The 14,934-nt window shown below is 58.4% G+C and carries 13 protein-coding genes; 1 reads left to right on the forward strand and 12 read right to left on the reverse strand.

All coding sequences use genetic code 11. From position 1 onward, the window contains the following. Positions 1 to 266: 266 nt before the first annotated feature. On the reverse strand, positions 267 to 1,601 hold the full coding sequence (gene paeA, locus C7I36_RS10345) for a polyamine export protein PaeA (RefSeq protein ID WP_106453642.1): 1,335 nt from the start codon (positions 1,599 to 1,601) through the stop codon (positions 267 to 269). Between the two features lie 360 nt (positions 1,602 to 1,961). Here paeA and katG point away from each other — a divergent pair, with 360 nt between their 5' ends. Next, positions 1,962 to 4,151, forward strand: a complete 2,190-nt coding sequence (katG, locus tag C7I36_RS10350; RefSeq protein ID WP_106453643.1) for a catalase/peroxidase HPI — start codon at positions 1,962 to 1,964, stop codon at positions 4,149 to 4,151. Positions 4,152 to 4,217: 66 nt separating this feature from the next. Here the strand turns inward: katG and glmS are convergent, their stop codons facing one another. The 11 genes from glmS to atpB all read right to left on the reverse strand — a co-directional run bounded on the left by glmS (position 4,218) and on the right by atpB (position 14,930). Next, complete coding sequence (glmS, locus tag C7I36_RS10355; protein WP_106453644.1) at positions 4,218 to 6,050, reverse strand: glutamine--fructose-6-phosphate transaminase (isomerizing); 1,833 nt, start codon at positions 6,048 to 6,050, stop codon at positions 4,218 to 4,220. Between the two features lie 10 nt (positions 6,051 to 6,060). Next, positions 6,061 to 6,831, reverse strand: a complete 771-nt coding sequence (locus C7I36_RS10360) for a DeoR/GlpR family DNA-binding transcription regulator (RefSeq protein WP_106453645.1) — start codon at positions 6,829 to 6,831, stop codon at positions 6,061 to 6,063. A 175-nt stretch (positions 6,832 to 7,006) separates the two neighbouring features. Continuing rightward, a complete protein-coding gene (gene glmU / locus C7I36_RS10365; RefSeq protein ID WP_106453646.1) occupies positions 7,007 to 8,365 on the reverse strand; it encodes a bifunctional UDP-N-acetylglucosamine diphosphorylase/glucosamine-1-phosphate N-acetyltransferase GlmU in 1,359 nt (452 codons plus the stop codon). A gap of 103 nt (positions 8,366 to 8,468) precedes the next feature. Continuing rightward, positions 8,469 to 8,894, reverse strand: coding sequence for a F0F1 ATP synthase subunit epsilon (locus C7I36_RS10370; protein WP_106453647.1), 426 nt, complete (start codon positions 8,892 to 8,894; stop codon positions 8,469 to 8,471). 18 nt (positions 8,895 to 8,912) lie between these two features. Beyond that, a complete protein-coding gene (gene atpD / locus C7I36_RS10375) occupies positions 8,913 to 10,301 on the reverse strand; it encodes a F0F1 ATP synthase subunit beta (protein ID WP_106453648.1) in 1,389 nt (462 codons plus the stop codon). A gap of 34 nt (positions 10,302 to 10,335) precedes the next feature. Beyond that, positions 10,336 to 11,202 carry a F0F1 ATP synthase subunit gamma gene (atpG, locus tag C7I36_RS10380; RefSeq protein ID WP_106453649.1) on the reverse strand — a complete coding sequence of 289 codons (867 nt, stop codon included), beginning with the start codon at positions 11,200 to 11,202 and terminating at the stop codon, positions 10,336 to 10,338. Between the two features lie 42 nt (positions 11,203 to 11,244). Further along, the gene (gene atpA, locus C7I36_RS10385) at positions 11,245 to 12,786 is read right to left on the reverse strand and encodes a F0F1 ATP synthase subunit alpha (RefSeq protein ID WP_106453650.1); all 1,542 of its coding nucleotides are present in this window, start codon (positions 12,784 to 12,786) and stop codon (positions 11,245 to 11,247) included. A 14-nt stretch (positions 12,787 to 12,800) separates the two neighbouring features. Further along, positions 12,801 to 13,331 (reverse strand): F0F1 ATP synthase subunit delta, encoded by a 531-nt coding sequence (gene atpH / locus C7I36_RS10390; protein WP_106453651.1) that lies wholly within the window; start codon positions 13,329 to 13,331, stop codon positions 12,801 to 12,803. Positions 13,332 to 13,344: 13 nt separating this feature from the next. Beyond that, positions 13,345 to 13,815, reverse strand: coding sequence for a F0F1 ATP synthase subunit B (gene atpF / locus C7I36_RS10395; protein ID WP_106453652.1), 471 nt, complete (start codon positions 13,813 to 13,815; stop codon positions 13,345 to 13,347). Between the two features lie 49 nt (positions 13,816 to 13,864). Further along, positions 13,865 to 14,089 carry a F0F1 ATP synthase subunit C gene (gene atpE / locus C7I36_RS10400; RefSeq protein ID WP_094038960.1) on the reverse strand — a complete coding sequence of 75 codons (225 nt, stop codon included), beginning with the start codon at positions 14,087 to 14,089 and terminating at the stop codon, positions 13,865 to 13,867. Between the two features lie 61 nt (positions 14,090 to 14,150). After that, positions 14,151 to 14,930 (reverse strand): F0F1 ATP synthase subunit A, encoded by a 780-nt coding sequence (atpB, locus tag C7I36_RS10405; RefSeq protein WP_106453653.1) that lies wholly within the window; start codon positions 14,928 to 14,930, stop codon positions 14,151 to 14,153. Positions 14,931 to 14,934 lie beyond the last annotated feature (4 nt).

A 14,934-nucleotide genomic window follows, 5' to 3' on the forward strand; every position in this document is an offset into this window, starting at 1 on the left:
AAACAGTATTTTTTGTTTCCCAATCGACTGCGAGTGCCCACACAGTTTGCTTGATAGATTGTTAAAGAGCGTTGACCGTTATCGGGTCAGGGCTGCGTATTCTACGCAATCCTTGGTGTTCGTCAAGCGGTTAAACCGAAGTTTTTACTGCTTGTTGACGTTGGCGTGTTGTGCCGTGTCAGTGAGGGCGCATTATAGGGAGCCGCCGGATTTGCGCAAGGGCTTTTTGGTGAAAAAGCCCACTTTTAGCATCATTCGAACGAAAATCAACCAGAACGGCTATTTTGTTCTCTTTTCTCCTCAGGAACCGGCTCGGGCTGGCCTATCCGGGTCACCAACAGCTGGTCTATTTTATAGCTGTCGATATCCACCACTTCGAATTTATAACCGGCGTGCAAAACGAAATCGGTGCGTTTGGGGATCTTGCGCAACATGTACATCATGAAACCGGCGATGGTTTCGTAGTTTTCATCATCGGGAAAGCCGTCGATGTCCAGCACCCGCATCACGTCCGCCAGTGGTGTCAGCCCTTCCACCAACCAGGAGCTGTCGTCCCGGGCCACAATTTGTTCTTCCTCGGAATGCACCAGTTCGCCCATGACAATACTCATCACGTCCTTGAGGGTGATGATGCCCACGACCAGGGCATATTCGTTCATGATGATGGCGAAGTCTTCTCCCGTGCTCTTAAAGTGTTCCAGCACTTCATACATGGACAGGGTATCAGGAATGATCAGGGGCGTGCGGATGATGCCCTCCTTCTGCAGGGATATCGGCTGCTGGTGCAGTACCTGCATTAGGATATCACGTGAGTCCACATAACCGATGACCCTGTCCAGGCTGTCCTCGCACACCAGGAACTTGGCATGGGGATGCTCGGCAATTTTACCCTTGATGCTGTCCTGGGTTTCACTGAGGCTGAAATAAATCAGGCTCTCCCGCGCAGTCATAGCGGAGGTAACGGTGCGCGATTCCATCTCGAACACATTTTCGATCAGATGGTGCTCCTGCTCCTGCAATACCCCAGCCTGGGCGCCAGCATCCATCATGGCAATGATGTCTTCCGGTGTGATCTCGTCCTGACGCATGGTCGGCACCCGGAACAGGCGGAAGAAGAGGTTGGCCAGGCCATTGAAAAACCACACCAGGGGTTTGAGCACAACAATAAAAAAGCCCATGGGACGGACCACGGCAACGGCTATCTGCTCGGGCGCTATCATCGCCAGTCGTTTGGGCATGAGATCGGCAAACAGGATAAACAACGAAGTCACAATAAAGAAAGACATCACAAAGGCGGTCTTGTCGACCCAGGCCCCCTCAAAAAACAGCCCCAGCACCTCGCGAGCAAAGGGCGTAAAGGCTGCCTCACCCAAAATACCACCAAGGATGGCGACGGCGTTGAGGCCGATCTGCACTACGGTAAAAAAGTTACCTGGCTGCTCCTGCAGCAGCAGCACCTTCTCGGCATTGGCGTTGCCATCACTGGCCATCAGCCTCAGCTTCATCTTGCGTGCTGCCGCCAAGGCGATTTCGGAAACGGAGAAAAAGGAGCTGATGGCCACCAACAGGGCTATCACCAACACATGCTCTAGGACTGTCATTTTATGTATTACCGATAAGGGAGGGATACCGCCATAGCAGCAGAGTAAGAGAAAAAGTGTCACAAAATACTAAACAGGCAAAAAAGGTAGCAGAACGTTGACGGCTTTACCACTGCCTGTGTATGGAATCCCGAGCAGGGGCCCGCACTCCGATACACCTGACACAGATCTCAGTATTTAAGCAACTCAAACGAAACCCTTGGTATCTTTACCTCCATCTGGGTAGATTGGGGTTGCTAATTTAGCAAATTGCGTACCTGCAGCATGGTCTATTCTCTGAATAAGCAAGACAAACCAAGGGCCCGCCCGGGCCGGCGACGACTCTTTGTTACCACACCAACGCGATAAGGGACGTTCAAGATGAGTCAACACAGCAACACACCTTCCGGCAAGTGCCCCGTTATGCATGGCGGAAATACCACCACCGGCACCGCCATCATGGACTGGTGGCCCAAGGCACTGAATCTCGACATCCTGCATCAGCACGATGCCAAGACCAACCCTCTGGGCGAAGATTTCAACTACGCCGAAGAATTCCAAAAGCTGGACCTGAACGCGGTCAAGCAGGACCTCAAGAATCTGATGACCAACAGCCAGGACTGGTGGCCGGCGGACTGGGGCCACTACGGCGGCCTGATGATCCGCATGGCCTGGCACTCGGCCGGGACCTATCGCATCGCCGATGGCCGGGGTGGCGCCAATACCGGCAATCAGCGTTTTGCGCCCATCAGCTCCTGGCCCGATAACGGCAACCTGGACAAGGCACGGCGCCTGCTCTGGCCGATCAAGAAAAAATACGGCAACCGTCTGTCCTGGGCCGATCTGATGATACTGGCCGGTAACATGGCCTATGAATCGATGGGCTTTAAAACCTTCGGTTTCGCCGGCGGCCGCGAAGATATCTGGCACCCGGAAAAGGACACCTACTGGGGATCAGAGAAAGAGTGGCTGGCCAAATCGGGCAGTGAAGGCAGCCGCTACTCCGGCCAGCGCGATCTGGAAAACCCGCTGGCAGCAGTAATGATGGGGCTGATCTATGTCAACCCGGAAGGTGTTGACGGTCAGCCAGATCCGCTGAAAACCGCCCAGGATATGAGAGTGACCTTTGCCCGCATGGCAATGAATGATGAAGAAACCGTGGCGCTGACCGCCGGCGGCCACACCGTCGGCAAGGCTCATGGCAACGGCAGCGCCGCTAACCTTGGCCCCGAGCCTGAGGCCGCCGGCCTGGAAGAACAGGGGTTGGGGTGGATGAACCATCAAACCCGCGGCATCGGCCGAGATACCGTCACCAGCGGTATCGAAGGAGCCTGGACCACGCATCCTACCCGCTGGGATTACGGCTATTTCGACATGCTGCTGAACCATGAGTGGCAGTTGACCAAAAGCCCTGCCGGAGCCTGGCAGTATGAGCCGGTGAACATCAAGGAAGAGGACAAGCCGGTAGATGTGGAAGATCCTGCCATCCGCTGCATGCCGATGATGACCGACGCCGACATGGCACTCAAGGTTGATCCTGAGTACCGCAAAATCTCCGAGCGTTTCCAGCAGGACCCCGCTTATTTCGATGATGTGTTCGCCCGGGCCTGGTTCAAGCTGACTCACAGGGACCTGGGACCCAAGAGCCGTTACCTGGGTCCGGATGTTCCCGCCGAGGACCTAATCTGGCAGGATCCCGTGCCCACCGTCGACTACCGCCTGAGCGACACCGACATTGCCGATATCAAGGCAAAGATCCTGGTCAGCGGCCTTAGCATCGGCGAATTGGTTGCCACCGCCTGGGACAGCGCCCGCACTTTCCGCGGCTCCGACTATCGGGGCGGCGCCAACGGCGCACGCATCCGCCTGGCACCGCAAAAGGATTGGGAAGGCAACGAACCCAAACGGCTGCAAAACGTCCTGAGGGTACTGGAAAATATCCAGGCCGGCCTTGCCAAGAACGTCAGTATGGCCGACCTCATCGTGCTGGGCGGTACAGCTGCGGTAGAAAAAGCCGCCAAGGATGCGGGGGTCAATATCACGGTTCCGTTTGCGCCGGGCCGGGGCGATGCCAGTCAGGAAATGACCGACGTGGAGTCCTTCGAGGTACTCGAGCCGCTACACGACGGTTACCGCAACTGGCTGAAAAAGGACTATGTGGTCACGCCGGAAGAAATGATGCTGGATCGCACCCAGCTGATGGGTCTGACAGCACCGGAAATGACAGTGCTGGTGGGCGGCATGCGGGTGTTGGGCGCCAACCATGGCGGCAGCCGGCATGGGGTCTTTACCGACAGGGTCGGCGTACTGAGCAACGACTTCTTCGTCAACCTCACCGACATGGCCTACAGCTGGAAGCCGGCCGGCACCAACCTGTACGACATCGTCGAACGCAAGTCCGGCAAGGTGAAATGGACCGCCACCCGGGTTGATCTGGTGTTCGGCTCCAACTCGATACTGCGCTCCTACGCCGAGGTCTATGCCCAGGACGACGCCAAGGAGAAATTCGTCAAGGACTTCGTCAGCGCCTGGACCAAGGTGATGAACGCGGATCGTTTCGATCTGAAGTAAGAGCCATGCCGAAAACAACATGCCGGGGCAAGCCCCGGCATGTTTTTATCTACCCTACCGTCTTTCTTATTCAACCGTGACCGATTTTGCCAGGTTGCGGGGCTGGTCGACGTCGGTGCCCTTGATCAGGGCCACATGGTAGGACAGCAGTTGCAGCGGCACCGTGTAGACGATGGGTGCGATCAGCTCATCCACGTGGTTGAGCGGCATCACCTTCATGGTGGCGTCGCCCTTGAAGCCCGCTTCCTTGTCGGCGAACACATAGAGGATGCCGCCCCGGGCGCGGACTTCTTCCACGTTGGACTTGAGCTTTTCCAGCAGATCGTTGTTGGGCGCCACTACTATGATCGGCATGTCGGCGTCGATCAGCGCCAGCGGGCCGTGCTTGAGCTCGCCGGCGGCATAGGCTTCGGCATGGATATAGGAGATTTCCTTGAGCTTGAGCGCCCCTTCCATGGCGATGGGGTACTGATCACCGCGGCCGAGGAACAGGCTGTGGTGCTTGTCGGCAAACTCTTCCGCCAGGGCTTCGATGTCCCTGGCCAGCGCCAGGGTCTCGCCGATATGGGCCGGCAGGCTGCGCAGCGCCTGCACCAGCCGGGCTTCGGTGTCGGCATCCATGTTGCCGCGGCAGCGGCCGATGGCGGCCACCAGCATCAGCAGGCCGGCCAGCTGGGTGGTGAAGGCCTTGGTGGAAGCCACGCCGATTTCGGCGCCAGCCCGGGTCATGAACGCCAGATCGGACTCACGCACCAGGGAAGAACCGGGCACGTTGCAGATGGCCAGGCTACTCATAAAGCCGGAGGCCTTGGCCAGGCGCAGCGCCGCCAGGGTATCGGCGGTTTCACCGCTCTGGGACAGAGTGATCAGCAGGCTGTTGGGCCGCACCACCGACTTGCGGTAGCGGAACTCGGAGGCGATCTCGATATCGCAGGACACCCCGGCCAGGGCCTCGAACCAGTATTTGGCGACCATGCCGGAGTGGTAGGAGGTGCCGCAAGCAATCAGCTGAATATGCTCCACCCGTTCAAAAATGGCGCGGGCACCGTTGCCGAAGGACTCCACCACCACATGATTGTCGGCAATGCGCCCTTCCAGGGTGTCGGTGATGGCCTTGGGCTGCTCAAAGATTTCCTTGAGCATGTAGTGGCGGTATTCGCCCTTGTCGCCCGCATCGTGGGATACGTCGGACTCCAGCTCGTCGCGCACCACCGGCGCGCCGTTCACATCGAAGATGCGGATATCGCGGCGGGTCACCTCGGCCACGTCCCCTTCCTCCAGGAACAGGAAGCGGCGGGTCACCGGCAGCAGCGCCAGCTGATCCGAGGCGATAAAGTTCTCGCCCAGGCCCAGGCCGATTACCAGGGGCGAGCCGGAGCGGGCCACCACCAGCCGGGAGGGATCCCTGGTGTCCATCAGCACGGTACCGTAGGCCCCGCGCAATTCCTTTACCGTGGCCTGTAGCGCCGCCAGCAGGGAGTCGCAGTGCTGGCGGTGCCAGTGCACCAGGTGAGCAATCACTTCGGTGTCGGTGTCGGACACGAACTCGTAGCCCTTGGCCTGCAATTCGACGCGCAGCTCCTCGTGGTTTTCGATGATGCCGTTGTGCACCACTGTGATATCGCCGGACACATGGGGATGGGCGTTGCGTTCCGAGGGCTCGCCGTGGGTGGCCCAGCGGGTATGGGCGATGCCGGTGCCGCCGGCCAGCGGCTGCTCATTCAGGGCATCGGCCAGGGCCTGCACCTTGCCGAGGCGCCGCATCCGGCCGAGTTTGCCCTCGTTGTCGATCACCGCCACCCCGGCCGAGTCATACCCCCGGTATTCCAGGCGGCGCAGGCCTTCCACCAGTATTTCCGCCACGTCCCGCTGGGCAACCGCCCCTACAATTCCGCACATAGTCAAATCCTCAGTGTTCGGGGGCAATAACCAGGTTAATGCCCTTCTGTTCAAGTTGTTCTCGGGCGGCGGCCAACAGGCCGCCGTCGGTGATCAGGGTGTGGATGGCCGTCCAGGGCAGCTCCAGGTTGGGGATCTTGCGGCCTATCTTGTCCGACTCCACCATCACCACCACCTCCCGGGCCACTTCCGCCATCACCCGCGACAGGCCGGTCAGTTCGTTGAAGGTGGTGGTACCGCGCTGGATGTCGATGCCGTCGGCGCCGATAAACAGCTGATCGAAGTCATAGGAGCGCAGTACCTGCTCCGCTACCTGGCCCTGAAACGACTCGGATGATGCATCCCAGGTGCCGCCGGTCATCAGCAGGGTCGGCTCCGGCTCCAGTTCGCGCAGGGCATTGGCGATATTGAGCGAATTGGTCATCACCACCAGGCCGTGCTTGCTGCCGAGTTCGCCGAGCAGCGCCGCCGTGGTGCTGCCGCTGTCGATGATGATGCGGTTGTGATCGCGGATGCGCGCCGCCGCCGCCCGGGCGATGGCCTGCTTTCGTTTCGAAACCGGCTCGCCGCCGTGCTCAGCCACCATTTCGCTGGGCACCGGCACGGCGCCGCCGTAGCGGCGCAGCAAGAGGCCGTTCTTCTCCAGGGCAGCCAGATCCTTGCGGATGGTCACTTCCGAGGTCTCGAAGCGGCGGGCCAGCTCGTCCACCGTCAGTTCGCCCCGCTCGTTGAGCAGGGAGACGATGATATGACGGCGCTGTTGGGTATTGCGTTTCGACATGGTCGCACTAAGTTTCGAATCGAAACCGAATGCTAGCAGATCAAAAGATAAACGATCAAGAACTAAAGCTGGAAGAATACGGAGCAGAGTTAATGCTATGAAGCGCCGAGGAAATAAAAAAACGCGGCTGTGAAATCGCAGCCGCGCCGTCTCTCTTCAAGCTTAAAGCTTATAGCTATTTTTTAACCGGTCTGGGCCAGTTTTTGATATGGCGCTGGGGCACCCGCGTGATCACCAACTCGGCCTCGGCCACGTCCTTGGTGATAGTGGAGCCGGCGCCCAGGGTGGCGTTTTTGCCGATGCGCACCGGGGCCACCAGCTGGGTATCGGAGCCGACGAAAACGCCGTCCTCGATCACCGTCTGGAACTTGTTTACGCCGTCATAGTTGCAGGTGATGGTGCCGGCGCCGATGTTCACCTTATCGCCTACCTGTGCATCGCCCAGGTAACTCAGATGGCCGGCCTTGGAGCCCTTGCCCAGCCGGGCCTTTTTCATTTCCACAAAGTTGCCCACGTGGGCATCTTCCGCCAGCACGGCGCCGGGGCGCAGCCGGGCAAAAGGGCCGGCGCTGCTGGCCTGGCCCAGTTCGGCACCCTCGATAAGGGAGTAAGGCTTCACTTCGGCGTCGTCCCCGATCACGCAGTTTTTAAGGATGGCGCCGGCGCCGATACGCACCCGGTTGCCCAGCCGTACCTCGCCTTCGATGATGACGTTGACGTCGATCACCACCTCTTCGCCCACGCTCAGCTCGCCGCGCAGATCGAAGCGGGCCGGATCCAGCAGGGTTACCCCTTCGCGCATCAGCCGCTCGGCCTGCATCCGCTGGTAGGCCCGCTCCAGGCCGGCCAGCTGCAGCCGGTCGTTGGCCCCTTCCACCTCAGCGGTGCTGGCCGGGTGCACGGTATTGATATCGCAGCCCTCGGCATGGGCCATGGCGAAGATATCGGTCAGGTAGTACTCACCCTGGGCGTTGTCGTTGTCGAGCCGGCCCAGCCAGGACTTGAGCTGTCCGGCCCTGGCCACCAACACCCCGGTGTTGACCTCGTCGATGGCCAGCTGTTCGGGGCTGGCGTCCTTCTGCTCGACGATGCCCACCACCTTGCCATTTTCCCGCACGATCCGGCCATAGCCGGTGGGATCGGGCAGCCGGACGGTGAGCAGGGCGATACCGTTGTCGGGATGGGCGGCCAGCAGCCGGCCCAGGGTGTCGGCCTGCAACAGGGGGGTATCGCCGTAGAGCACCAGCACCCTGTCGTCGTCGTCGAGATCCGGCAGCGCCACCGCCACCGCATGGCCGGTGCCCAGTTGCTCCTGCTGGTGTACCCAGGTGATGCCGGGTTCCTCGATCCTGGCCTTGAGCTGGTCGGCGCCATGGCCGTAGACCAGGTGGATGCCGTCCACGCCGCAGGCCCTGGCCGCCGCCAGCACATGGCTCACCATGGGTCTGCCCGCCACCGGGTGCAGCACCTTGGGCAGGGAAGAGCGCATACGGGTGCCCTTGCCCGCCGCCAGAATAACCGCCTGAATACTCATAAGCTTGATAATCCCATCTCTGTTTGCTGAATTCTGCTGCGGGTTATTCTGATTTTTTTACAAAAAAAAAGCGACCCTGAGGTCGCTTTTTCGCACGTTAGGCTTAACGCACGTTTTTCTTAACCAACTGCAGCACTCGCAGTTTTGCCATAGCCCGGGCCAGCTCGGCGGCTGCTTCCGCATAGTCGGTGTCATGAGACGAACCATGCAGCTTGGCTTCCGCCGCTCTTTTGGCTTCTTCGGCCTTGGCTTTATCCAGATCTTCGGCGCGAATCGCAGTGTCGGCCAAAACCATTACACTGCTGCCCTGCACTTCCAGCATACCGCCGGAAACGTACAGGACTTCCTGCTTGCCGGCCTTGGTGACGTACTGTACCAGGCCGGGACGGATTGCCGTCAGCAGGGGGGCGTGTCCATAACGGATCCCCAATTCACCCTCAGAGCCGGAGACAGTCACCGCACTGACAGAGCCGGAGTACAGACGTTCTTCGGCGCTGACGATGTCCAGGTGAAAGCTATAATCAGCCATCAGGTCCTCCTTCGAGGCTTACAGTTTCTTGGCTTTTTCGACCACTTCGTCGATGGAGCCAACCATGTAGAACGCCTGCTCGGGCAGCGTGTCGTAATCGCCGTTCAGAATACCCTTAAAGCCGCTGATGGTGTCTTTCAGCGACACGTACTTGCCGGGAGCACCGGTAAATACTTCGGCCACGAAGAACGGCTGGGACAGGAAACGCTCGATTTTACGGGCACGGGCTACGGTCAGCTTGTCGTCTTCGGACAGTTCGTCCATCCCCAGGATGGCGATGATGTCTTTCAGTTCCTTATAGCGCTGCAACACGGTCTGCACGCCACGGGCCACTTCGTAGTGCTCCTGGCCAACTACCAGCGGATCCAGCTGACGGCTGGTGGAGTCCAGCGGATCAACGGCCGGATAGATACCCAGGGCGGCGATCTGACGGCTCAGTACCACGGTCGCGTCCAGGTGGGCGAAGGTGGTGGCCGGTGACGGGTCGGTCAGGTCGTCCGCGGGCACGTAAACGGCCTGTACGGAGGTGATGGAGCCGGTCTTGGTAGAGGTGATACGCTCCTGCAGAACGCCCATCTCTTCGGCCAGGGTCGGCTGGTAACCTACTGCGGAGGGCATACGGCCCAGCAGTGCGGATACTTCGGTACCGGCCAGGGTGTAACGGTAGATGTTGTCCACGAACAACAGCACGTCACGACCTTCGTCACGGAACTTCTCGGCCATGGTCAGACCGGTCAGGGCCACGCGCAGACGGTTGCCGGGCGGCTCGTTCATCTGACCGTATACCAGAGATACCTTGTCCAGTACGTTGGACTCGGACATTTCGTGGTAGAAGTCGTTACCTTCACGGGTCCGCTCACCCACACCGGCGAACACGGAGTAACCGCTGTGCTCAATGGCGATGTTACGGATCAGTTCCATCATGTTTACGGTTTTGCCCACGCCGGCGCCACCGAACAGACCCACCTTACCACCCTTGGCGAAGGGGCAAACCAGGTCGATAACCTTGATGCCGGTTTCCAGCAGCTCGGTGCTGTTGGACTGCTCTTCGTAGCTGGGGGCTTCGCGGTGGATGGACCAGCGCTCTTCTTCGCCTACCGGACCTTTTTCGTCGATGGGGTTGCCCAGCACGTCCATGATCCGGCCCAGGGTTTTCACGCCCACCGGCACCTGGATAGGCGCATTGGTATTTTCCACATCCAGGCCGCGGCGCAGGCCGTCGGAGGAACCCATGGCGATACAGCGTACTACACCGCCGCCGATTTGCTGCTGAACTTCCAGAACCAGACCCTGGCCCTGGCCTTCAGTCGTGATCTTCAGTGCGTCGTAGACGTGAGGAACCGCATCTTGCGGGAATTCCACGTCCACGACCGCGCCGATGATTTGGACTATGATACCCTTACTCATGTCAAATCCTCTAAACCTTTGAATACCTTTGCCTTTATACGGCACCGGCCCCGGCAACAATCTCGCTCAGTTCCTGGGTAATGGCGGCCTGACGGGCCTTGTTGTACACCAGTTGCAGATCGTTGATGAGGTTGCCGGCGTTGTCGGTGGCAGCCTTCATCGCCACCATGCGCGCAGCCTGCTCGCTGGCCAGGTTTTCCACTACACCCTGGTACACCTGGGATTCCACAAAGCGCACCAGCAGCTTGTCCAGCAGCGATTTGGGATCCGGTTCATAGATGTAGTCCCAGCTGTAGTTGTGGCTGGTGACTTCTTCATCCGATGCAGGCAAAGGCAACAGTTGATCGACCCTGGGCTTCTGGACCATGGTGTTTTCAAACTTGTTATACACCAGATACAGCCTGTCTATCTCGCCGTTGTCGTATGCCTCGAGCATGACGTTAACGGAGCCGATCAAGTCGCTAAGGGACGGGTTGTCACCCAGGCCGGTTGCCTGCGCAATAACCTTGCCGCCATAGCGGTTGAAAAAGCCTACCGCCTTGCTGCCGATAAGGCCGAGGTCAATGCTCACGCCCTTGTCGGACCATGCCTTCATTTCGTTCATGGCGGTTTTGAACAGGTTGATGTTCAGGCCGCCACAGAGGCCTCGGTCGGTCGAGATGATGATAAAGCCTACGCGCTTGACCTCGCGGTCTTCCAGGTAGGGGTGCTTGTATTCCAAGTTCCCCTGCGCGATGTGGCCTATCACCTTGCGTATGGTTTCAGCGTATGGGCGGCTGTGGGCCATGCGATCCTGCGCCTTGCGCATTTTCGAGGCGGCCACCATTTCCATAGCGCTGGTGATCTTTTGAGTGTTTTTCACACTCCCGATCTTGCCGCGTATTTCTTTTGCGCCGGCCATGTCGCTTCTCCAATTCAGGTGGCAGCTGACGCTGCCACATGGTTACCAGGACTGGGTAGCCTTGAAGCTATCCAGCAACGCAGTCAGCTTGGCTACAACATCTTTGTTGTAGTCGGCTTGCTCGTTGACCTCCGCCATCAGGGCGGCATGTTCTGAATTGGCGTAAGCGAGCAGGGCCTCTTCAAACGTGGTGATGAGCTTGAGCTCGACATTGTCCAGATAGCCGTTTTCGGCAGCGAACAGCACCAGGGCTTGCTCGGCCACGGACATCGGACGATATTGCTTCTGCTTCATCAGCTCGGTGACTTTCTGGCCATGGCTCAATTGCTTGCGGGTGGCTTCGTCCAGATCGGAAGAGAACTGGGCAAAGGCCGCGAGTTCGCGGTACTGGGCCAGGGCGGTACGGATACCACCGGACAGTTTCTTGATGATCTTGGTCTGGGCAGCACCACCAACCCGGGATACAGAGATACCCGGGTCAACCGCCGGACGGATGCCGGAGTTGAACAGCTCTGTGGTCAGGAAGATCTGGCCGTCAGTGATGGAGATCACGTTGGTCGGAACGAACGCAGACACGTCGCCGGCCTGGGTTTCGATGATCGGCAGCGCGGTCAGTGAACCGGTCTGGCCTTTCACTTCACCCTTGGTGAACTTCTCAACGTAGTCGGCGGACACGCGGGATGCGCGCTCCAGCAGACGGGAGTGCAGGTAGAAGACGTCACCCGGGTAGGCTTCACGGCCCGGCGGACGACGCAGCAGCAGAGAGATCTGACGGTAGGCCACGGCCTGCTTGGACAGGTCGTCATACACGATCAGGGCATCTTCGCCGCGGTCGCGGAAGAACTCACCCATGGCACAGCCGGAGTAGGGCGCCAGGTATTGCAGGGCAGCGGACTCGGACGCAGAAGCCACCACCACGATGGTGTTCTTCAGGGCGTCGTGCTCTTCCAGCTTGCGCACCACGTTGGCGATGGTGGACGCTTTCTGGCCGATGGCCACGTACACACACTTAATGCCGGAGTCTTTCTGGTTGATGATGGCGTCAACGGCCAGGGCGGTTTTACCCACCTGACGGTCGCCGATAATCAGTTCCCGCTGGCCACGACCGATGGGGATCATGGCGTCAACGGCCTTGTAACCGGTCTGTACCGGCTGATCCACCGACTGACGGTCGATAACGCCGGGAGCGATAACTTCCACCGGAGAGAAGGTGTCGGCATCGATGGCGCCTTTGCCGTCGATCGGTTCACCCAGAGTGTTGACCACCCGGCCCAGCAGGCTGCGGCCTACCGGTACTTCCAGGATACGGCCGGTGGACTGAACCTTCATGCCTTCGGCCAGGTCCGCGTAGGGACCCATCACCACGGCACCCACGGAGTCGCGCTCCAGGTTCAGCGCCAGGGCAAAGCGGTTGCCCGGCAGTTCGATCATTTCGCCTTGCATGATGTCAGCAAGGCCGTGAATACGAATGATGCCATCGCTTACGGACACGATGGTACCTTCGTTTCGTGCTTCACTGACAACATTGAATTGCTCGATACGCTGTTTGATCAGCTCGGCAATTTCAGTTGAATTCAGTTGCATGCTCTATTCCCCAATCAAGATTGCAGCGTTTCAGCCAAGCGGGACAGTCGGCCCCGAACACTTCCGTCGATGACCATGTCGCCGGCTTTGATAATGATGCCGGCCATCAGGGCCTTGTCGACGCTGCAATTCAGCTTCACCTTGCGCCCCAGGCGCTTCTCGAGGGAAGCCTGAATCTTGGCCACTTGTTGCTTGGTCAGTTTGGCGGCGGAAACCACATCGGCTTCCACTTCCTGGTCCAGTTCCGCCTTCAACAGGGAGAACTCCCGGACCACTGCCGGCAACACACTCAAGCGTCCGTTTACGGCCATGACCTTTATCAGGTTCTGGCCTTGCTCATCGAGCTGTTCGCCACAGACAGCCAAAAACACCTCGGCCATCTTTTCCGCGTTCAGATCGCTGCTGAGCACCTGGGCCATGTCCTTGTGCCGCGCCACTTCGGCGGCAAAGGTCAGCATGGACAGCCAGTTGTCAACCGCGTTTTTCTCAACGGCAAAATCGAAAGCTGCTTTGGCATAGGGGCGAGCAATGGTTTTCATTTCCATAGCTCTATGTCCCTTACAGTTCAGCTACTACTTTCTCAACGATGTCGCTGTTGGCAGCGGCATCAATCTGACGCTCGAGGATCTTCTCTGCACCCACCAGGGCAAGAGTAGCAACCTGCTTACGCAGTTCCTCTTTGACACGATTGCGTTCGGCTTCAATTTCCGCCTGGGCTTGTGCCAGAATTTTTTCACGCTCGGCCTGGGCCTCACGCGTTGCATCCTCGATGATCTGGGCCTTGCGCTTGTTGGCCTGCTCAACGATTTGAGCGGACTGCAGCTTGGCTTCCTTCAGTTGTTCGGTTGCATTGTTTTGCGCCAGGGCCAGGTCTTTCTTGGCTCGCTCGGCCGAGGACAGGCCTTCGGCGATTTCTTTCTGGCGCTTTTCGATGGCACCCATGATGGGCGGCCATACATACTTCATGCAGAACCAAACGAACAGGATAAACGCGATCGTTTGACCGAGGATTGTTGCGTTCATGTTCATCGCAACGCTCCTTTAAAGTTGGTTAGCAAACTGATTGACAGACCGGCCATTAGGCAACGGCGAAGATCAGGTACAGAGCCATACCAACGGTGATCATGGGGATGGCGTCAACCAGACCGACCACGATAAAGAAGTTAGTACGCAGGGCAGGCAGCATGTCGGGCTGACGCGCGGCGCTTTCCATGAACTTGCCACCCAGCATAGAGATACCGATAGAAGCAGCGATGGCAGCCAGACCCAGCATGACGGCGGCAGCGATGTAAATGATTTCCATGTTTTCTTCTCCAATTGTTAGTGGTTAGAACGACAGCTTGTTAAAGTTTTGTTATCTTTGATTAATGTTCTTCATAGGCCATCGACAGGTAGACGATGGTGAGGATCATGAAGATAAAGGCCTGCAGGCTGATAACCAGGATATGGAATATCGCCCAGGGCACATGAAGGGTCCATTGAGACCACCACGGCAACAGACCGGCGATCAGGATAAACACCAGTTCACCAGCATACATGTTGCCGAACAGTCGCAGGCCCAGAGAGATGGGCTTGGCGATCAGGGACACGGTCTCGAGCACCAGGTTAACGGGGATCATGGACCAGTGGTTCAGCGGTTGCATGGTCAGCTCTTTAACGAAGCCGGACACGCCCTTCATCCTGATGCTGTAGAAAATGATCAGGAAAAAGACACCAAACGCCATGGACATGGTCACGTTAACATCGGCAGTAGGAACAACCCTCAGGTAAGGAACACCCAGCAATTGCGCACCGTAAGGCAGGTAGTCGACCGGGATAAGGTCCATCAGGTTCATCAGGAAGACCCAGACAAAAATGGTCAGCGCCAGGGGCGCGATCAACGCACTCTTGCCATGGAAGACGTCCTTGACGGATTTATCCACGAATTCAACCAACAGCTCAACGGCACATTGCCACTTCCCCGGAACCCCGCTGGTTGCACGGGATGCAACCTTGCTAAAGCCCCACAAGAACAGCATTCCCAGGACAACGGAAACAAGCAAAGAATCGATATTTAACGCCCAGAATCCCGAACCGACCTGCAGGTGAGCCAGGTGGTGAGAGATATAATCCTGGGAAGTTAAGACATCTCCTGTTGCAGCCATGTGT

The sequence above is a fragment of the Zobellella taiwanensis genome, from assembly GCF_003012795.1.
Taxonomy (GTDB): Bacteria; Pseudomonadota; Gammaproteobacteria; order Enterobacterales; family Aeromonadaceae; genus Oceanimonas; species Oceanimonas taiwanensis.

Coding starts and splice junctions, on each gene's coding strand:
- glmU (WP_106453646.1), bottom strand. CDS start 8,365: ATGAGTATTCAGGCGGTTATTCTGGCGGCGGGCAAGGGCACCCGTATG.
- atpF (WP_106453652.1), bottom strand. CDS start 13,815: ATGAACATGAACGCAACAATCCTCGGTCAAACGATCGCGTTTATCCTG.
- katG (WP_106453643.1), top strand. CDS start 1,962: ATGAGTCAACACAGCAACACACCTTCCGGCAAGTGCCCCGTTATGCAT.
- paeA (WP_106453642.1), bottom strand. CDS start 1,601: ATGACAGTCCTAGAGCATGTGTTGGTGATAGCCCTGTTGGTGGCCATC.
- atpH (WP_106453651.1), bottom strand. CDS start 13,331: ATGGAAATGAAAACCATTGCTCGCCCCTATGCCAAAGCAGCTTTCGAT.
- atpG (WP_106453649.1), bottom strand. CDS start 11,202: ATGGCCGGCGCAAAAGAAATACGCGGCAAGATCGGGAGTGTGAAAAAC.
- C7I36_RS10360 (WP_106453645.1), bottom strand. CDS start 6,831: ATGTCGAAACGCAATACCCAACAGCGCCGTCATATCATCGTCTCCCTG.
- glmS (WP_106453644.1), bottom strand. CDS start 6,050: ATGTGCGGAATTGTAGGGGCGGTTGCCCAGCGGGACGTGGCGGAAATA.
- atpD (WP_106453648.1), bottom strand. CDS start 10,301: ATGAGTAAGGGTATCATAGTCCAAATCATCGGCGCGGTCGTGGACGTG.
- atpA (WP_106453650.1), bottom strand. CDS start 12,786: ATGCAACTGAATTCAACTGAAATTGCCGAGCTGATCAAACAGCGTATC.
- C7I36_RS10370 (WP_106453647.1), bottom strand. CDS start 8,894: ATGGCTGATTATAGCTTTCACCTGGACATCGTCAGCGCCGAAGAACGT.
- atpB (WP_106453653.1), bottom strand. CDS start 14,930: ATGGCTGCAACAGGAGATGTCTTAACTTCCCAGGATTATATCTCTCAC.
- atpE (WP_094038960.1), bottom strand. CDS start 14,089: ATGGAAATCATTTACATCGCTGCCGCCGTCATGCTGGGTCTGGCTGCC.